The sequence below is a fragment of the Aminobacter sp. MSH1 genome (genome assembly GCF_003071665.1).
Taxonomy (GTDB): Bacteria; Pseudomonadota; Alphaproteobacteria; order Rhizobiales; family Rhizobiaceae; genus Aminobacter; species Aminobacter niigataensis.
Map to the genome: position 1 here is coordinate 5,282,701 of NZ_CP026265.1, position 19,180 is coordinate 5,301,880.

Sequence of the window (19,180 nt, forward strand, 5' to 3'; positions counted from 1 at the left end):
CGGAAGCCCTTACGGCCGGCGGAAGCTCGTAGGCCCGCCATAGAGGTAGCCTATACGGTCGATGGCGTCGCGCAGACCTTCGCGCGCGACCGTCATGGTGTGACCATTGGCGTGGATCATGTTCACCGCATCGGTCATAATCGCGACGTGGCCTTTCCAGAAGACGAGGTCGCCGCGCTGGAGCTTGGAGAAATCCGTGCCCGCATCGACCGGGTTGCCGAGCGAGGCTTCCTGCATGTCCGAGTCGCGCAGGACGTCACGCCCTGTCATGCGCATCGAAAGCTGAACCAGCCCCGAGCAGTCGATGCCGAAGGAGCTGAAACCACCCCAGAGATAGGGCGTGTCGATCAGCCGTTCCGCAACCGAAACGAAGTCGTCGGCCTTTGTGCCCACGGGCGCCAAGTGCTGGCTGACGATCGCCTCGCCCGAGGCAAGCAGGGCATATTGGGTGCCGCGCGTTTCGGCATGGCCGGAAATCGTAACCTGCGATCCCAGAGACAATGCCGGGCCGCGCGGAAACTTCATGTCAGGACCGGGATAGACGAAGGTGCGTGTCGCCATGACGACGTGGGTCGGCGCCGGGCCGCGCGGCGCAAGGTCGCCAGACGAGACATAGCCGACATAGCCGTCGCGCTCGGCCTGAATCCAGGCGAACTCCTCGGCCTCCTCGAAGATCGTGACGTCGTCGCCATAAAGCAGCTGCGTGTTGAGGCCGGCATCCGGCCTTGGCGCCTTGCGAACGTCCGCAACGGGGGCGGAAATGCGCGCCGGGCGGCCGGCGACAAATCGCTCGGCCGCCACTTCGCCCTTGAGGCGGGCGTCGGCAAGGTCGGGACGGAAAGCGTGAAGGCGGCTGTCGCGGGCGGTCAAATCGGAAGCTCCATGGCTTTGGCGATGATAGCATCGCCCAATCTCTCGACATAGAGCGCGCCTTCGACGCTGCGCCTGATCAACACGTTGCGCTTGTCGCTCGGGTCGCGGTGCCGCGATACCAGCTTGAGCGCACCCATGGTGTCGAGCGCGCGGGTAATGACCGGCTTGCTGACGCCGAGGCGCGCTGCCAGTCCCCGCACCGTGTGCGGCGGCGGGTCGAGATAGATGGTGAGCAGGATCGCCATCTGGCGCAACGTCAGGTCGGGTGCGTCGTCACGCACCTCGGACAGGGCAAACTGCTGCAACAGTTTCAACGACTGGCTCGGACGCAATGCGATCGGCATGCCGCCAGCATCCACTGTATTTGTTTCGGTTCCGTTTCATTCAAATGGGATATTGCGGCGATGGCAAGGCGCAGTCGGACAGATGCGGAGTAAACACCTCTCCGCCTCGCTGCGCTCGGCACCCGCAAAGCGGGGTCGAGAAACCACGTCAGCCTCAGCCAAATCGTGCCGAAATCACCTTTTCTAGTGCCCGGATCGCCTGCGCTTCGCCGCCGGTCGGGCCGTACGGGCGGTCCGTCGGGTTCCAGGCAAAGATGTCGAAATGCGCCCAGCCGGGCGTCTTTTCGACAAAGCGCTTGAGGAACAGGGCAGCGGTGATCGAGCCGGCGAAACCGTCCGAGGTGACGTTGTTCATGTCGGCGATCTTCGAAGACAGTTTTGCGTCGTAGGGCTTCCAAAGCGGCATGCGCCAGATCGGGTCCTCGACCGCGCCAGATGCCACGGCGAGTTCGGCAGCGAGGGCATCGTCGTCGGTGTAGAAGGGTGGCAGGTCCGGCCCGAGCGCCACGCGCGCGGCCCCCGTCAGCGTCGCCATGTCGATCAGCATTTGCGGTTGCTCCTCATCGGCAAGGGCCAGCGCGTCGGCGAGCACCAGCCGGCCCTCGGCATCGGTGTTGCCGATCTCGACCGTGATGCCCTTGCGGCTCTGCAGCACGTCGCCCGGGCGAAAGGCGTTGGCCGAGATCGAATTCTCCACCGCGGGGATGAGCACGCGCAACCTGACGTTCAGTCTTGCCGCCATGATCATCGAGGCAAGGCCAAGCACGTTGGCGGCACCGCCCATGTCCTTCTTCATCAAGAGCATGCTCGAGGCAGGCTTGATGTCGAGGCCACCGGTGTCGAAGCAGACGCCCTTGCCGACCAGCGTGACCTTCGGGGCGTCGCTTGCGCCCCAGGTCAGGTCGATCAGTCGCGGCGCATCATGCGAGGCGCGGCCGACGGCGTGGATCATCGGGAAATTGTGTTCAAGCAGGCCGTCGCCGATCGTCACGCGGACCTCGGCGCCATGTGCGCCGGCAAGAGTCCGTGCCGCGGCTTCGAGCGCCGAGGGGCCCATGTCATTGGTCGGCGTATTGACGAGGTCGCGGACGAGGAAAACCGCTTCGACCAGGCGCTTGAGGCGATCGGCATCGACCCCCGCTGGGACCGCCAGCCCAAGTTCCCTGCCCGGCTTCTTGCCATATCGGGTGAAGCTGTAGCCGCCGAGCGCGACTGCAAGCGCGGCCAGTTCGGGATGCGCCGGCGCGGTGGCGAAATGCCAGTCGCCTTCCGGCAGGTTGCGGGCAAGAACGCCGAAGCCAAGCCCGTTTTCCTGTTGACCCGTGCCGAACAGCGCCCCGGCCAGCCTACCGTCCACGCCGGGCACGGCAAGCACCCTGCCCGCCTCGCCGGCAAAGCCGTTGGCATTGGCCCAGGCGGCAATTTCGGGTGCAAGACCGGCATTGCCCAGGCCATCCTTGGCTACAAGATGGATCGGCAGCGCATCGCTGGGCATGGCGTCGAGCAGTTCGACCGGCATTTCGGCTTCCTTCAGTGTCGGACGGCTCGGTACATCAGGGCACTCTTAACCATCCGTTAGGGTTAACAGATTATTTCTCCAAAGCGGGGAAATGGCCGGCGAACGGCCACGCGGACGAATGGAGACCTGCCTCCGATGTTGACCAATCGCTCGATGAACGCAACGGGAAAACGCCTTGCAAGAGCGGCTTTCGTAGCACTGCTGATGGCAGGCGTCGCCGGTTGCGGCACCAGCAAGATGACCACCAGTTCGATCGGCCGCGGCAAATCGGTCGACACCATGTCGACCGGCGCAGTCGCGGGGTCCACCGACCAGATCGGCCGCGCCTATGCCAGCAACCCGAACAACAAGCCGGTGGCGATGCAGTACGCCTCTGCGCTGCAGATGAAGGGCCAGACCGATCAATCCCTGGCGGTGATGCGCAAACTCGCGATCGGCTACCCCAAAGACCGCGACGTGCTCGCCGCATACGGCAAGGCCCTGGCCGCTTCCGGCGAGTTGCAGCCGGCGCTCGACGCCGTGCGCCGCGCCCAGACCCCGGAATATCCCGACTGGAAGCTGGTCTCGGCCGAGGCCGCGATCCTCGACCAGCTTGGCCAAACCCAGGACGCGCGCAGCCTCTACCGCAAGGCGCTCGACCTCAAGCCGAACGATCCCACCGTGCTCTCCAATCTCGGCATGTCCTATGTGCTCGAGGGCGACCTGAAGTCAGCCGAGACCTATCTGCGTTCGGCCGCCTCGCAGCAGGGCGCCGACAGCCGCGTGCGCCAGAACCTGGCGCTCGCCGTCGGCCTCCAGGGACGGTTCGACGAAGCCGAGAAGATTGCCAGCCAGGAGCTTTCCCCCGAGCAGGCACAGGCCAACGTCGCCTACCTCCGCAGCATGCTTGCCCAGCAAAACGCCTGGAACCAGATCAAGGCCGAGGACAAGCCCACCACCAACTGACCGTATAGCGCCGGACATGAAAAAGGCCGCGTCGTCTGACGCGGCCTTTTTCGTTCATGACTGGCGATGCGGAACCTATTCGCTGCTCGACTGCGGCTTGTCGCCAAACAGGCCGCGTTCGCTGATCTGGATGCCGGCAGGGCCGAGGATGATGGCAAACAGCACCGGCAGGAAAAACAGGATCATCGGCACTGTCAGCTTGGGCGGCAGTGCGGCAGCCTTCTTCTCGGCAGCGTTCATGCGCATGTCACGGCTTTCGGCTGCCAGCACGCGCAGGGCATGCGCGACCGGGGTGCCGTAGCGCTCTGCCTGGATCAGGGCCTGGGTCACCGACTTGACGGAGTCGAGGCCAGTGCGGGCGGCGAGGTTCTCATAGGCCTGGCGGCGCTCAGTCAGGTAGGAAAGCTCGGCGTTGGTGAGCACGAACTCTTCGGCGAGGTCGACGGATTGCGAGCCGATCTCATCGGCGACCTTGCGAAGCGCCGCTTCCACCGACATGCCCGATTCGACGCAGATCAGCATCAGGTCGAGTGCATCCGGCCATGCCTGCTGGATCGACTGCTTGCGCTTGGTGGCGCGGTTGGAGACGTAGAGCACCGGCAGGTAGAAACCGGCATAGGCAGCCACGATACAGATGAAAATCTTGACGAAGATCGGCTTTTCCGCGGCTCCGCCCATTGCGAACACGTAGACAGCCGCCAGCACGAAGCCGACGAAGGGCAACACCAGGCGAAAGAACAGGAAGCGCGTCAGAGGATTCTGGCCGCGGAAGCCGGCAACCTTCAGCTTGTTGAGCGTCCCTTCGTCAACGAGCGCACGGCGCAGGTCGAGGCGCTCGACGATGTTGCGCATGCCGACATGCTGCTGCTCGCGCAGCGCGCCACGGCGGCGATCACTTTCGGCGGCGAGGCGGACGCGCTGCTTGGCGCGCAACTCATCGCGTTCCAGAGCAACGGCTTTCATGCGCGCCTTGAGCGGATTGCCGATCAGCGACGGCATCGCGGTGAAGACCGTGGCAAAGACAGCGATTCCGACCAGCAGTGCGATGAGGAAGGACGGATCCGTGAGCGACTTGACGACTTGATCGGTCATTTGTGCACTAGACCTCGAAATTCATCATCTTGCGCATCACGAAGATGCCGATCGACATCCAGATGCCTGAGATGCCCAGGATCAGGTTGCCGGTATTCGTGGTGAAAAGCGGCATGATGTAGTTCGGGCTCGATAGGTAGACGAGGGTGGCGACGATGATCGGCAGGGCGCCGATGATTACGGCCGAGGCCTTTGCTTCCATCGACAGCGCCTGAACCTTGGCTTTCATCTTCTTGCGGTCACGCAGCACGCGCGACAGGTTGCCCAATGCTTCCGAGAGGTTGCCGCCCGCTTGGCTCTGAATCTGGATGACGATACCGAAGAAACCGGCCTCGGGGCACGGCATGGTCTCGGTCATGCGCAAGGCCGCATCGGGGATGGCGATGCCGACCTGCTGAGACTCGACTATGCGGCGGAACTCGCCGCGTACCGGCTCCGGCGATTCCGACGCGATGAGGCGAATGCCGTCGTTGAGCGGCAGACCCGACTTCACCGCACGCACGATAATGTCGAGCGCATTGGGAAACTCTTCCAGGAATTGCTTGACGCGACGGTTGCGCCGGAAGGCGACAAACCAGCGTGGCAGGCCGATCGTGGCTGCAAGCAGCGCACCGGGCAGCAGGATCAGCGGGGCACCGGCGATGTAGACGAGAAGGGTCGCAACGATGCCGCAAACCACCGAATAGACGTAGAAGCGCTCGATCGTCACCTGCATGCCGGCCTGCCGGATCTGGACTTTCAGCGGCGGCTTCTTAATGTTGCGGTCCTTGGCCCTCTGCTTGTCGTCCAGTTCCTTGAGCGTGTCCTGAACCGACTTCTTGCGCTTGGCGACTTCAGCAGTCCGATCGCGCGAAGCCTTGACCAGCGAGCGATCCGTTTCGGTCTGCCTTACAGTCGAAAGGCGGCGCTCGGTGTTGCTCTCGGTTTCCATGCGCTTGAACAGGAAAGCGTAAGCCACCAGGCCGGCGCTGAGACCGGCAAGGGCGACAAATACCAGCATTGAAGCATCAAGCCCGAACATGGCGCGCTAAATCCTCCCTGCTCGCATCGTTGTTAGTGCCATCTCAGTCAGCGCTCTTTTCCATGCTCTCGAGAGCATTGGCCAACCGGGAATCCTCGCCGAAGTAACGTGCCCGGTCCCAGAAATGCGGCCGGCCGATCCCCGTGGAAACGTGCTGGCCAAGAAGCCTGCCGTTCTGGTCCTCGCCCTTGATGTTGTAGAGCACCAGGTCCTGGGTGATGATGACGTCGCCTTCCATGCCGATCACCTCGGTGATGTGGGTGATGCGGCGCGAGCCATCGCGCAGGCGAGCGGCCTGGATGATGACGTCAACGGAACCGACGATGATCTCGCGAACCGTCTTCTGTGGCAGCGAATAGCCGCCCATGGCGATCATGGACTCGATACGGTTGAGACACTCGCGCGGGCTGTTGGAGTGGATAGTGCCCATCGAACCGTCGTGGCCGGTGTTCATCGCCTGCAACAGGTCGAACACTTCCGGTCCGCGCACTTCGCCGACGATGATCCGCTCCGGACGCATGCGCAGGCAGTTCTTGACGAGGTCGCGCATGGTCACCTCGCCCTCGCCTTCCAGGTTGGCGGGACGGGTTTCGAGACGGACCACATGCGGCTGCTGCAGCTGCAGTTCTGCCGAGTCCTCGCAGGTGATGATGCGCTCGTCGCGGTCGATATAGTTGGTCAGGCAGTTGAGCAGCGTCGTCTTGCCCGAACCGGTACCGCCTGAAATGACGATGTTGCAACGGACGCGGCCGATGATCTTCAGCACGTCGGCGCCATGCTGGGAAATGGCGCCGAACTTGACGAGCTGGTCGAGCGTCAGCTTGTCCTTCTTGAATTTTCGAATGGTGAGCGCGGTGCCGTCGATCGACAGCGGCGGCGCGATGACGTTGACGCGGGACCCGTCGGGCAAGCGCGCATCGCAGATCGGCGAGGATTCATCGACACGGCGGCCGACCTGGCTGACGATGCGCTGGCAAATGTTGAGCAGTTGCTGGTTGTCGCGGAAGCGAATGCCCGTCTGCTCGACCTTGCCGTTGACTTCGATGTAGACGTTCCTGGCGCCATTCACCATGATGTCGGCGATGTCGTCGCGGGCGAGCAAAGGCTCCAGCGGACCATAGCCGAGAACGTCGTTGCAGATATCCTCGAGCAGCTCTTCCTGCTCGGCGATCGACATTGCGAAGTTCTTGATCGCGATGATATCGTTGACGATATCGCGAATTTCCTCACGCGCACTGTCAGGATCGAGCTTGGCCAATTGCGACAGGTCGATGGTGTCGATCAGCGCCGAAAAGACCTGGCTTTTCGTGTCGTAGTAGCTTTCGCTGCGTTCGCGCTGCGCCTTGCGCGGTTCCGCGGCGGCGAATGGCGGCGTCGGCTGGACCGTCCGCCGCTGCGCCGCGGCCGGCTCTACGGGCGGCGCCGGGACGGGGGGACGCGGCGCGACCAGCGTGTCGCCGGTGTTTGCGGCTGGCGCCGGGGTGGGTGCGTTCGGGCGGAATCCCGGCGTTGAGCGGTTGCCGTCGTCGCTGCCTCTTCTGCCAAACATGGTCGACTATCGCCTCCGCCGCGCCGGCATCACTTCTTGCGAGCCCTGAGCCGGGCAAGAATTCCGCCAAGCCCTGACTGCTTCTTGACCTTGGCTTCCGATCTTCCGGTCAGCACATGCGCAATCTCGTTGATCATATGGACGGTCGGGTTCTTCGCATCCATCTCGCCCAGCATGCGGCCATTGTTTGCGGCATTGCCAAACAGCAGCGCGTCGAAGGGGATGACGGACATCGGGGTGATGCCCAGCGGTTCGGCGAAATCGCTTGCCGCAATTTCCGGACGCTTGGGCAGACCTGCCTGATTGAGGATCAGCCTCGGCGGCGGATCGTTGGGCCGCAGCCGCTTGAGCATATCGACCAGGTTCTTGGTATTGCGCAGATTGGCGAGTTCCGGCGTGGCGGTGATGACCACTTCGTCGGCACGGGCCAGGGTGTTCTTGCTCCAACCACTCCAGATGTGGGGGACATCGAGCACCAGCAGCGGGGTGCTGCGCTGAGCGGTGTCGATGATCTGGGCGAACGCCTCTGGATCGAAATCGTAGACGCGCTCGAGCGTCGAGGGCGCGGCAAGCAGGGACAGGTGTTCGGCACATTGGGCCAAAAGGCGGTCCAGGTAGACCTCGTCGACGCGCTCGGGCGCAAACACCGCCTCGGCAATGCCTTGGGCGGGGTCCTGATCGAAGTTGATGTTTGCGGTACCGAAAGCCAGGTCGAGGTCGGCAACGACCACTTCCGACTTGAACAGGTTCGACATGCTCCACGCGACGTTGTGGGCGATAGTCGAGGAGCCGACACCACCCTTGGCGCCGACGAACGCGATCGAGCGGCCCATCGGCTCCGCTTCGGGATCGATAAAGATCGAGGAGATCACGCTGACGATGTCGGCGGTCGATACCGGCGCCACGACATATTCGGAAATGCCCGAGCGGATCAACTCGCGATAGAGCGCAATGTCATTGTAGTGCCCGATGACCACGACCTTGGAACTCGGGTCGCAATATTCCGACAGCGCGTGCAGGGCTTCGAGAAGGTTCTTCGGCTCGCGGCGCGATTCGAGAATGATCAGGTTGGGCGTCGGCGAGCCGCGATAGACTTCTACCGCAGTCTCGACGCCGCCCATATGAACCTGGAGGTGGGCCTTGGCCATGCGTCGGTCGGCGCCGGCGCGTTCGATCGGGCCCGCGACGCTGTCGGTCTCGCAGAAGGCCTGGATGGAGATGCGCGGCACGGGCCGCAGCGCCTGCATCAGTGCCATATCCTGATGCGCAGGTTCAGCGCTCTCAGGCTGGGAATCGTAGGCGAGATTGCTCATTGTCTCGTTCTTCCCATAGCTCGCGATCAAAAGCTCACTTCGGAGTTCTTGTTGAACTCGGTGGTGATCCCGCGTTTGCGGTAGAGATCGATCACTTCGCCGCGATTTTCAGCGTCGATCTCCGTCTGCTTGCGCGGTCCAAGCAAGTCGGCAGGATTGGCAACCTGTGCGGCGAGATTGTTCTGATAGGAACAGCCGAAATTTGCGTAGTGCTTGTTCTCGGCCGTGTTGAGCACGTCCTCCGGCCAACTGCCGCACCGGTCGGTCTGCGCGCGCATGGCGGTGTAGGTCACACGTACCGGCGACGCGGCATCGGCATAGGCCGCCTGGTAGCGGGCGATGTCGATACGGTTCGACGGCACGCCATTCCTCGTCGCGACGCGCGCCAGCGCCCGCGCGGCCTCGTTCGCCGCTACATCATTCGAGGCCCCCGCGGGCACCATGATCGTCAGCGCCGGCTTCGAGCGGCGGTCATAGTCGCTGAGGAAGCCGGCGAATGTCGCTTCCTGGCCCTTGGAGATGCCGCGATCGCCGGTGCCGACCGCGATGTCGAGGGTCTGGTTCTTCTCGGCAATGACGATTGGGTGATTGGTTCGGTAGTCATCCGGGATCGAGCCGACAGTGACGCTGTCGCGGTTGGTCGCGCATCCGGCGACAAGGGCAACTGCGGCCGCCGCCAGAAGCGGACGGAAGAGGCGCGACATTTCCTGCCGGGTCCGGCCGGTGGCGCGCGTGGCGTGGTGTATTGCCTGAGACATGCCCCTATCCCCGCTCATTTGTAGATGAAGCCGACGACGCCGTGATAACGGCCCATGGGCTTGTCGGTTTTCATGGTGCCGTAGACGCGATTGACGCGGCCGAGGAACATGCCGGCGCCGTCGCTGGCGGCGTTGAAATTGTCGTCGGGCCTGGCGAGCTCGTTGCGCGCCACCGGACGGGCCAGATACGGCGTGACGATGATGACGAGTTCGGACTCGTTGCGGACAAAATCGCGGCTGCGGAACAGGGTGCCAAGAACGGGAATCTTGGACAGCCCGGGCAATCCGTTGACCGCCTGACGCACGTCGTCGCGGACGAGGCCGGCAATCATCATCGACCCGCCGGAGGGCAGCTCCACCGTCGTGTCGGCCAGGCGCTTACGGATCGACAGGGCCGTCATGCCAGGAGCATTGAACCTCGCTCCGCGGGATCCGCCTCCCGACAGCGAGACCGACGCTTCGGTGGTCGGCTCGGAGACCTGGGTCCTGATCTTGAGACTAATACGCCCTGGCGACAGCACCACCGGCTGAAATTCGAGACCGATGCCGTATTCGATCTTCTCGATTTCGTAGGTCCGGCCGCCGCTTGAGCCGCCGCCTTCCTGGTTCGTCACCAGGTTGAACTCGCCGCCGACCTTGAAGGTCGCCTTTTCGCCCGAAACTGCGGTGAGTGTCGGCTCGGCCAGCGTCTTCATCACGCCAGCCTGTTCCATGGCATTGACATACGCGTCGAGAAGCGAGGTCCCGATCGAGACCTGCGAGGCGCCAAGCGGCTTGCCGAGACCCGGGATGCTGTCGCTGATGGCGCCCCAGCTGATGCCGTTGGCATCGCCCGAGCCGATCATGTTGACGCCGAGCTGCTTCATCACCGTGCGGCTGACCTCGGCGACGGTGACCTTGAGCATCACCTGGTCGTCGCCGACGATCTGGAGCAGGTTGACGATCTTGCTCTTCTGGCGCGTCGAGTCAGGATTGTCGATGTCGACGCCGCCATTTTCGGAGCCGCCGCTGGCGGTCTGCGAATATTGCCCGGTCGTCGCCTCACCGCCGGTGACGAAGATGGTCGCCAGATCGACAGCGCGCTTGGCATCGAGCGGCGTATCTACCATGCCGGTCAGCACGACGTTGTCGTTGATCAATTCAACCTTGATCTGCGAATTCGGGATGAAACGCTTGATGTAGTCCTCAAGCCCGGCAACGTCGCGTTCGATAGCGAGATCGAGGCTGGCGATCTGCTCGCCATTGGGGCCGAAGACGAAGATGTTGGTCTGGCCGACCGACTTGCCGAACAGGTAGATGCGGCGCGCCGTGCGCGTCACTGCATCGGCAACAGCCGGATTGGCGACAAGGATATCGTAGGCGTCGGACGGCAGATCGATGACCACCGACTTGTTGAGCCCAAGCTTGACGCGCTGGCTGGAATTTTCCGCGCCGACCCTCGCCTTGGCAGCAAGTACCGGCGACTGCCAGACCCCAACGGAGCCTATGGCCAACGTCGCAGCAGTCACAAGAAGTCTGGCGGTGGACCTCATTTCCTTGCTCCCGATTCGGAAATCTCACCTGATTTGATCAGCCGCACCGTGCCGCGCTTGCCACTGCCTGAGACCAGATAGTCGGCCTCGGCGAGGTTCTTTTCCTGGGCGTCGGCAACCGAGCGCAGGGCAAGGGTGAGGCGGTCCGCCATCTGCTGGGCCACGGTGATGATCTCGGCCTGCTGGGCGGTGAGTTCCAGCGTCGCGGTTTCGCCGACCTTGACCTTCTTGCCCTCCTCATCCTCCTGGATGGTCTGGTCGATGGCCAGCACGCGGATGTTCTTGAGGATGGTCTCGGTGGTGAAGCCGCTTCCCGATTTCGCGGCATCGCTGCGGCGGGTCATGATCACGTCGACATAGTCGTTCGGGAGAATAAAGCCGCCGGCGGAGGTGTCGGCGGAAATCGCAGTGGCGACCGCGCGACTGCCTGCCGGCAAAACCGCCGACATGAAGCTCTGGCCTTCGCCGATCAGCTTCGACTTGCGCAGCGGCTCGCCGCCGTACATGGCAAGGCGCGCGACCGAATTCTTGAATTTTTCCAGCGCTTCAGGCTCGGCACTGCGCGTGATGAAATTGGGATTTATCGCGTCGCTCGGCCAAGGCTGCCAGCTGATGTTGCCCTCCACAACACCGCCCATCGGCACGTCGCCGGTGAGCACCAGCACGTCGGTGAGCGCGAGTTGCGGCTGTTGCGGCCCGGATTCGACGATGACCTCCTGAGGAGGTGGAGCAGACATATTCTTAGCGACGAAACCAGCGCCACCCGCGGCGGCGACCGCTACGCCAAGTATCATTAGTCGCGATGCAGCCATTGTCCGAACCTCGCCCCGGCAACCCATCAAGCCAAGTCGGACTTTGCATAGCCAATCGTCAAATTATGGTTAACGCGATGCTTATATATATGATTAACGATACCTTACGCCCGCAGGCGTGGAGATCATTGGGCAGTCAGCCGCTCCAGCGCCCAGACCATCAGGGGCGAACTCGGATAGGTGATTAGGCCACCTATGCCGAGCGCAATGCCGTAGGGCACGCCGCCGGCATCTTTGGAGAAATTCCTGAGGAACATGTTCTGGCTGGTGATGTGGGAAAGAGCGGAACTGCGGAAGGTCAGGATCGCGAGCGTCAGCATCCCGCCAAATACAGCGGAGGTAAGCAGGTACTGCATCAGCGGCATGCCGAACCCCATCCAAACGGCGGACGCGGCGATGAGCTTGGCGTCACCGCCGCCCATGCCGCCGAGTGCGAACAGCGCGAAGGTGACGGTAAGAAGCAAGGCGCCTGCAGCAAGATGCATGCCGATGTCGGCCCAGGCCATGCCGGTCAGCGGCGCGACGACAAGGAAGACGCCAAGTAGGAGTAGCGGCACACGGTTGGCGATGGTCATCGACATGGTGTCGGATACGGCTGAATAGACCATGCAGAACGGGAACACGACAAAGATCAGTGCTTCAAGCATCGCCACATACCTGATAGGTTGAACCAAGATCTAACTTAGAGAATTGACATTAATCTTGGGTGAAGGCTGGGCCTATTCTCAAAAAGAAAAAGGCCGCCATTGAGCAGCCTTTCGCTTTTTGTCTACGTGATTTTTGGCGTAGAGCCGCCTATCACGGAGCCACAGGGGCGTTTTCGATTGCCGTCGCGACACCCCTGAACTTGGTGTCGAGCGCGCTGCCAACCAAGCCGGCGCCGGCAATGATGGCAACTGCGATAAGGGCGGCGATCAGACCGTATTCGATGGCGGTCGCGCCGGATTCGTCCTTCACAAAGCGTGCGATGAGATTGGACATTGGAGAGCTCCTTACTCCGTTTGTTACAGCACTTCCGTCAACATTTCTTTGTCGTCGATCGGATGACTGCAACCTAGCGGGGAGCTCTTTCAAACGGCTTAAGAAACAGCCTTACCGAAACCTTTAGCCGGCCATTGCCACCGTGTGGTTAACTACAGGCTAAGCTGGGCTGGCCTTTTGTCTTCAGCTGGGAACCGCTGTCCGCAAGGCGTTTGGGGGCTGCATGGCACTTCCTGAGCGGCGCTGCTCGCGCACCGGTTGCCACCGGTCAGACGGCTTAACTGTTGGTTCACCAAAAGCGTTCATCTTCCGTTGATCAGTCGATACTGACAGTGATCGAGGGGCAGCGATGACAAGGCCGAAAGCTTTCTTTCCGGGAGCGTGCGCAGTTGCGATAGCGATGGCCGCCGCCGCTATGCCGGCCCATGCGGGTGGCGGCATCGAAGTGACGATGAACCAGGCCAAGATCGTGCGACTCGCCCGCCCTGCCGACACCATCGTGGTCGGCAACTCGTCCATCGCCGACGCCTCGGTCCAAGACGCTTCGACCCTAGTGCTGACCGGCAAGGGTTTTGGCGTCACCAACCTCGTGGTGCTCGATGCGGACGGCACGCCCATCGTCGACGAACAGGTGACCGTCATCCGTCACGACGCCTCTTCCGTACGGATCTACCGCCGCTCCGAGATACAGACGCTCTCTTGCACGCCCTATTGCGAGAGCTCCTACAAGAGCGACGCCGAGCGGATGTCCGAAAGCGAGATGAACGCTTCCCAGTAAGCGTGGGACCCGCAGGACGTACCGGACAAGGTTAGCCTTGGGTAAAGATTTTGCCTGCTATTTTCCCGAACATCAAAACGGGACCTCAACGGCTTTGCACTATTGTCCGCCCGGAACGAGAAGGCGGTCGGGACATGAGCGACACAGCGTCTGCAGTGCATGACAAGACGAAGGCGCGCCGGCGAGGATTGTTCGCCGGCTTCGCGCGCGACCGCAGCGGCAGCACGGCGATCGAGTTCGTCATGCTGGTGATACCTTTCTCGCTGCTGGTCTTTGCGATACTCGAGAGTTGCATTTCATTCGCCGGCCAGCAGGTACTTTCTAACGCAGTCGACGATGTCGCCCGCCAGTTGCGCACTGGACAGGTCAAGAGCAAGGACGTCACCAAAGATTGGCTGGAAGGCAAGATCTGTGAGCGTCTTGAGGTCATCGTCGCCGACGGGTGCCCCAATCTGATCGTTGACCTGCGCAGCTATCCAACTTTTGCTGCTGCGGCCGACGTGAAGCTCAGGCTGACTGGCCGGGAGATCGACACGACCGGCATTAGTGTCACGCCTGGACCAGCCGGCACCAAGAACATGCTGCGCGTTTTCTACAAATGGCCAGTCATCACCGACTTCATGCGGGCGTCCATGTCGAACCTGAACGGTGGCTATACGCTGCAGTTTGCGTCTGCCATCTGGCAGAACGAACCGTTCAATGATTGATCGAAACGGCCAGTTACGGCCGCAGCTAGCGGAAAGTCTTGGGATGTCGGCGTGGCGGGGGGCACAATCGATGCTGAAGCAATTGCGATCATACGCATATGCCCTGATTTGCGACCGGCGCGGTATCGCCGCGGTCGAATTCGCCTTCGTCGTCCCTCTCCTGCTGTCGCTGTATTTCGTGACCATGGAGGTCTCCCAGGCGATCGAGACGAACAAGAAAGTCAGCCGGGCCGGCTCGATGGTCGCCGACCTCATCACCCAACAGCAGACGATCAAAGCCGCGGAAGTGGACGCAGTGATGAAGATCGCAGAGTCGATCCTGCAGCCCTACAACCGCAGCACTGGAAAGATCTTCATCACGGCAATCCAGGTCACCGACGAGGCGTCGCCCAAAGTGCTGGTGGTCTGGTCGCGCAAATACGTCGACGGCGTCGGCAAGCCCGACGTCGTCAAGGACACGGTGACGACCGTGCCCGACGCCCTCAAGACCAAGGGCGCTTTCCTGATCCGGGTCGTCAGCGAACTCGACTACAAGCCGATGATCACCTGGGCCGCCGAAAGCAAGCCCGTGCTTGGCCTCGCTGCCGCAATCGATCCGATCACGATGGACGAGACCTATTATCTGCGGCCGCGCATGAGCCAGACGATCCCCTGCACCGGTTGCGAAATCTAGGTAGCCGGTCCATCTGCTGTCGTCAGTTGCCATTTGCGGGATAATTGCCAACGACCGCGACTGATCCTATGTCTGTGCGGCAAGCTGGCAACCGAGAGCCCTTTATAGATGGCGCGTGCATTCCTGTTCGTCCTGGATTCCTTCGGCATTGGCGGCGCGGCCGACGCCGAACGTTTCGGCGATGTCGGGTCCGATACCTTCGGCCACATAGCAGCCGCCTGCGCCGAGGGCCGCGGCAATCGCGAGGACCTGCGCTCAGGCCCGCTCGATCTGCCCAACATGACGGCGCTCGGGCTCGGCCGCGCGGCAAGGCTGGCAACCGGCTTTGAATTCGAAGCGAACGCCAAGCTGCGCGCCGGCGCCTTCCATGGCGCCGCCCAAGAGATTTCGAGCGGCAAGGACACGCCGTCGGGCCATTGGGAGATCGCCGCGGTGCCGGTCACCTTCGCCTGGGGCTATTTTCCACAGACCGTGCCGGCCTTCCCGGTATCGCTGACCGAAGCCATCACCCGCAAAGGCAACGTGCCGGGCATCCTTGGCGATTGCCACGCCTCGGGCATCGAGATCATCGAGCGCTTCGGCGAGGAACACATCCGCACCGGCAAGCCTATCTGCTACACATCGGTGGATTCCGTGCTGCAGATCGCCGCGCACGAAGAGCACTTCGGCCTCGAGCGGCTCTATGCGCTTTGCAAGACTGTCCGCCGGCTCGTCGACCCGCTGAACATCGGCCGCGTCATCGCCCGCCCCTTCGTCGGCGAAAGCAGGGAGACGTTCGAGCGTACGCCGAACCGCAAGGACTACGCCACACCGCCGCCGGAACCGACACTGCTCGACAGGCTCACCGGGCGTGGCAGCAAGGTCATCGCCGTCGGCAAGATCGGCGACATCTTCGCTCATCGCGGCATCAGCGAAATTCGCAAGGGCGTCGGCAACATGGCGATGTTCAACGCAGCACTCGGCGCCATGGACGATGCCGGCGACGGCGATCTCGTCTTCGCCAACTTCGTCGACTTCGACACCGAATTCGGCCACCGCCGCGACGTGCCAGGCTATGCCGCGGCGCTGGAAGCCTTCGACAGGCGCCTGCCGGAAGCATTCGCACGGCTGAAACCGGGCGACCTGCTGATCCTGACCGCCGACCACGGCAACGACCCAACCTGGCGCGGCACCGACCACACCCGCGAACGCATCCCGGTGATCGGTGTTGTGCAGGGCCTTCGCGGCGGCGATATCGGCCTCAGGCCGACATTCGCCGACATCGGCGAGACGGTGGCCGAGCATCTCGGCCTGCCACGTGGGCGCCACGGCACCTCCTTCCTCGAAACGATCGCCACCCATGCCTGAATTGCCCGAAGTCGAAACCGTCCGGCGCGGACTGCAGCCGGTGCTCGAAGGCGCGCGCATCGAACGGGTCGAAACGCGCCGGCCGAACCTGCGCTACCCCTTCCCCGAACATTTCGGCGAACGCCTTGCGGGCAAGAAGATCACCTCGCTCGGCCGCCGCGCCAAATACCTGCTCGCCGATGTCGAGGATGCCCCGCTGCTGATCTGCCATCTCGGCATGTCCGGCTCGTTCCGCGTCGAAACCGACGAGGATGGAACGACGCCGGGCCAGTTCCACCACGAACGATCGAAGTCGGAAGCACACGATCACGTCGTCTTCCACGTCGCCGATCAAAGAGGCGCCCCGGCGCGCGTCGTCTTCAACGATCCCCGGCGTTTCGGCTTCATGCTGTTTGCCGAGCGCAACGGCACCGAGCATCCGATGCTGTCCGGCCTCGGGGTCGAGCCGACCGGCAACACGCTCGACGGCGAATTGCTGGGCGGCTTGTTCGAAGGCAAAAAGACGCCGCTCAAGGCGGCACTGCTAGATCAGCGCCTGATTGCCGGGCTCGGCAATATCTATGTCTCCGAAGCCCTCTGGCGCGCCGGCCTGTCGCCACTGCGCGCTGCCGGCACCCTCGCCGGCACGGGCAAGGTGGCACGCGAACGTGCCGCGCTGCTCGCCACCTCCGTGCGCGAGGTGATTGCCGATGCGATCGCGGCGGGCGGCTCCTCGCTGCGAGACTACGTCCACACCGACGGCTCGCTGGGATACTTCCAGCACTCGTTCTCCGTCTATGACCGCGAGGGCGAACCGTGCCCGCACACCGGCTGTGCCGGCCATGTCGAGCGCATAGTGCAGAGTGGGCGGTCAACCTTCTATTGCCGCCAGTGCCAGCGCTAAGCTAGATCAGGTCTCATTGGTGGTGCTGCGAGACAGGGAGAGCCTGAGATGGCCTATGAAACGATCATCGTGGAAACACGCGGCAAGGTCGGGCTGATCACGCTCAATCGACCGAAGGCGCTCAATGCGCTGAATTCGCAGGTGCTCGGCGAACTGCTGGCCGCCACCGCAGCCTTCGAGGCCGACCACGGCATCGGCGCCATAATCATCACCGGCTCGGAAAAGGCATTCGCCGCCGGTGCCGACATCAAGGAGATGCAGGCCAAGACCTATGTCGAGGCCTATCTCGAGGATTTCTTCTCCGGCTGGGAAGCCTTCACCCGCAACCGCAAGCCGATGATCGCGGCTGTCGCGGGCTATGCGCTGGGCGGCGGCTGCGAGCTCGCCATGATGTGCGACTTCATCATCGCCGCCGACTCGGCCAAGTTCGGCCAGCCCGAGATCACCCTCGGCGTCATGCCCGGCATGGGCGGCTCGCAGCGACTCACCCGCTTCGTCGGCAAGTCCAAGGCAATGGACATGTGCCTGACCGGCCGGATGATGGATGCGGCCGAAGCCGAGCGCTCGGGGCTGGTATCGCGCGTCGTACCGGCGGCCGACCTCATGGAAGAGGCAATGAAGGCGGCGGCCAAGATCGCCGATTTCTCGTTGCCGGCGGTCATGATGTGCAAGGAGGCCGTCAATCGCTCCTATGAAGTGACGCTTTCGGAAGGGCTGCGCTTCGAGCGCCGCCTGTTCCATTCGATGTTCGCACTCGAAGATCAGAAGGAAGGCATGGCGGCTTTTGCGGAGAAGAGGACTGCGAATTTCCGCAACCGCTGACCGGAATCGCGTTGACGTTGGGAGTAAGCTGAACTATAAGCCGCACCAACCGAGGCGCCCCTAGGGACGCCCGAATGATTTCTGCGCTTTGCGGGAAGCTGCTCGCGCCCACCATAGATCAAAGAGAGGCACCATGGCCAATACCTCCTCGGCCAAGAAGGCTACCCGCAAGATTGCCGCCCGCACCGCGGTCAACAAGAACCGCCGTTCGCGCGTCCGGACCTATATCCGCCAGGTCGAAGAGGCACTGGCCTCGGGCGACAAGGCAAAGGCAGAAGCCGCCTTCAACGCCGCTCAGCCGGAATTGATGCGCGCCGCCAGCAAGGGTGTGGTCCACAAGAACACCGCCTCGCGCAAGGTTTCGCGTCTGGCTCAGCGGCTCAAGGCGCTTTCCGCCTAAGCCCTGCAAGCAATTGGATTTCTGATCAACCCGGCCTCACCAGCCGGGTTTTTCTTTTGTCCGAAAACGGCCGGAAAAGCAGTCCGCAATGGCCGTGCGAGCATACCCTTGGGGCACCAAGTTCTTTGCCGGCATATGCGGCTATTCTCATAAGTACAACTGCAGCAAGCGGCCTCCCCCGCAGACTCACCCTGGCAGAAATTCTCCTGTAAATTCATAGAGTTGTGAACGGTCATCCACAGCTTGTTCACGTCACCCACGGGGCTTGGGGGACAAGTTGGTGTCAAGCGGATTCTTTTATAATTTTTTCCAACAGGGCCCGGTTTTTTTCGATCCCCGGAAAAGGGTTTGAATCACAAAGGCTTTGGCCGCGCGAGGGACACAAACGGGCTTTGAATCCGGGCGGGGGCTAAGCAGATTCATTAAAAACGCGTTAGACTCGGCCTTGCCCTGTCCACAGCGATTTTTGTAAGGTCTTTTCATCGAAGGGACGGGCACCAAGCCCTCTGCCAAGCCTAAAAATCGGCGGCGTTCTCGGCGTGGATGGAATCCGCGATCGGGGGAGGCGTGCTCACTTCGAGTTATACTTGGGGCGTGTGGGGATACACGGCATGGTGACTTTGCAATGCACCGGCGATTTCGCCGGAGGGCTACGCATTTGCCTGGTGCTGCTGCCCCCGCAGCACCAGCCTTCCGAAAGCGCCTGACGGCGCCGAGGAAGGCGATACGGGGCCTCGCCGGAAACGGCAGCATCCCGAATGAACATACCGGTGGAGATGCGAGCGGCGCATCCCCATACGGCAACGAGGACCGAAGGTTAGGGATTGCGAC

20 protein-coding genes are annotated in these 19,180 nt (G+C 62.5%); 8 read left to right on the top strand and 12 right to left on the bottom strand.

Annotation, left to right across the window (positions count from 1 at the left end; all coding sequences use genetic code 11):
• Positions 1-9 precede the first annotated feature (9 nt).
• From CO731_RS26295 to CO731_RS26305, 3 genes are all read right to left on the bottom strand, one after another.
• Entirely contained in the window at positions 10-870 is an 861-nt protein-coding gene (locus CO731_RS26295; RefSeq protein ID WP_108609522.1) for an NlpC/P60 family protein, read from the bottom strand.
• Entirely contained in the window at positions 867-1,217 is a 351-nt protein-coding gene (locus tag CO731_RS26300; protein WP_108610076.1) for a MarR family transcriptional regulator, read from the bottom strand. The genes CO731_RS26295 and CO731_RS26300 overlap by 4 nt, the downstream gene beginning before the upstream one ends.
• Positions 1,218-1,371: 154 nt before the next feature.
• A complete protein-coding gene (locus tag CO731_RS26305) occupies positions 1,372-2,736 on the bottom strand; it encodes a leucyl aminopeptidase family protein (protein ID WP_108609523.1) in 1,365 nt (454 codons plus the stop codon).
• A 135-nt stretch (positions 2,737-2,871) separates the two neighbouring features.
• On the opposite strand from CO731_RS26305, the gene CO731_RS26310 reads away from it, so the two are divergent.
• A complete protein-coding gene (locus CO731_RS26310) occupies positions 2,872-3,681 on the top strand; it encodes a tetratricopeptide repeat protein (RefSeq protein ID WP_108609524.1) in 810 nt (269 codons plus the stop codon).
• Between the two features lie 75 nt (positions 3,682-3,756).
• Here CO731_RS26310 and CO731_RS26315 read toward each other — a convergent pair whose 3' ends face one another.
• From CO731_RS26315 to CO731_RS26355, 9 genes are all read right to left on the bottom strand, one after another.
• Positions 3,757-4,773, bottom strand: a complete 1,017-nt coding sequence (locus CO731_RS26315; protein ID WP_108609525.1) for a type II secretion system F family protein — start codon at positions 4,771-4,773, stop codon at positions 3,757-3,759.
• A 7-nt stretch (positions 4,774-4,780) separates the two neighbouring features.
• On the bottom strand, positions 4,781-5,794 hold the full coding sequence (locus CO731_RS26320; RefSeq protein WP_108609526.1) for a type II secretion system F family protein: 1,014 nt from the start codon (positions 5,792-5,794) through the stop codon (positions 4,781-4,783).
• A 43-nt stretch (positions 5,795-5,837) separates the two neighbouring features.
• Positions 5,838-7,343, bottom strand: a complete 1,506-nt coding sequence (locus CO731_RS26325) for a CpaF family protein (RefSeq protein WP_108609527.1) — start codon at positions 7,341-7,343, stop codon at positions 5,838-5,840.
• A gap of 29 nt (positions 7,344-7,372) precedes the next feature.
• Entirely contained in the window at positions 7,373-8,656 is a 1,284-nt protein-coding gene (locus CO731_RS26330) for an AAA family ATPase (RefSeq protein WP_108610077.1), read from the bottom strand.
• Positions 8,657-8,682: 26 nt separating this feature from the next.
• Complete coding sequence (locus tag CO731_RS26335) at positions 8,683-9,414, bottom strand: CpaD family pilus assembly lipoprotein (protein WP_199914525.1); 732 nt, start codon at positions 9,412-9,414, stop codon at positions 8,683-8,685.
• A gap of 14 nt (positions 9,415-9,428) precedes the next feature.
• Entirely contained in the window at positions 9,429-10,946 is a 1,518-nt protein-coding gene (locus CO731_RS26340) for a type II and III secretion system protein family protein (RefSeq protein ID WP_108609529.1), read from the bottom strand.
• Complete coding sequence (gene cpaB / locus CO731_RS26345) at positions 10,943-11,758, bottom strand: Flp pilus assembly protein CpaB (protein WP_108609530.1); 816 nt, start codon at positions 11,756-11,758, stop codon at positions 10,943-10,945. Before cpaB ends, CO731_RS26340 begins: the two co-directional genes overlap by 4 nt.
• A gap of 125 nt (positions 11,759-11,883) precedes the next feature.
• Positions 11,884-12,405 carry a prepilin peptidase gene (locus CO731_RS26350; protein ID WP_108610078.1) on the bottom strand — a complete coding sequence of 174 codons (522 nt, stop codon included), beginning with the start codon at positions 12,403-12,405 and terminating at the stop codon, positions 11,884-11,886.
• Between the two features lie 151 nt (positions 12,406-12,556).
• Entirely contained in the window at positions 12,557-12,739 is a 183-nt protein-coding gene (locus CO731_RS26355) for a Flp family type IVb pilin (protein ID WP_108609531.1), read from the bottom strand.
• 400 nt (positions 12,740-13,139) lie between these two features.
• On the opposite strand from CO731_RS26355, the gene CO731_RS26360 reads away from it, so the two are divergent.
• From CO731_RS26360 to rpsT, 7 genes are all read left to right on the top strand, one after another.
• A complete protein-coding gene (locus tag CO731_RS26360; RefSeq protein ID WP_245439541.1) occupies positions 13,140-13,517 on the top strand; it encodes a pilus assembly protein N-terminal domain-containing protein in 378 nt (125 codons plus the stop codon).
• A gap of 134 nt (positions 13,518-13,651) precedes the next feature.
• Complete coding sequence (locus CO731_RS26365) at positions 13,652-14,224, top strand: TadE/TadG family type IV pilus assembly protein (protein ID WP_108609533.1); 573 nt, start codon at positions 13,652-13,654, stop codon at positions 14,222-14,224.
• Between the two features lie 70 nt (positions 14,225-14,294).
• The gene (locus tag CO731_RS26370) at positions 14,295-14,897 is read left to right on the top strand and encodes a TadE/TadG family type IV pilus assembly protein (RefSeq protein WP_245439543.1); all 603 of its coding nucleotides are present in this window, start codon (positions 14,295-14,297) and stop codon (positions 14,895-14,897) included.
• Between the two features lie 108 nt (positions 14,898-15,005).
• A complete protein-coding gene (locus CO731_RS26375; protein ID WP_108609535.1) occupies positions 15,006-16,244 on the top strand; it encodes a phosphopentomutase in 1,239 nt (412 codons plus the stop codon).
• Positions 16,237-17,127, top strand: coding sequence for a bifunctional DNA-formamidopyrimidine glycosylase/DNA-(apurinic or apyrimidinic site) lyase (gene mutM / locus CO731_RS26380; RefSeq protein WP_108609536.1), 891 nt, complete (start codon positions 16,237-16,239; stop codon positions 17,125-17,127). Before CO731_RS26375 ends, mutM begins: the two co-directional genes overlap by 8 nt.
• A 48-nt stretch (positions 17,128-17,175) precedes the next feature.
• Positions 17,176-17,949, top strand: a complete 774-nt coding sequence (locus CO731_RS26385) for an enoyl-CoA hydratase (protein WP_108609537.1) — start codon at positions 17,176-17,178, stop codon at positions 17,947-17,949.
• Between the two features lie 133 nt (positions 17,950-18,082).
• Positions 18,083-18,349 (top strand): 30S ribosomal protein S20, encoded by a 267-nt coding sequence (gene rpsT, locus CO731_RS26390; protein ID WP_055980783.1) that lies wholly within the window; start codon positions 18,083-18,085, stop codon positions 18,347-18,349.
• Positions 18,350-19,180: the final 831 nt, after the last annotated feature.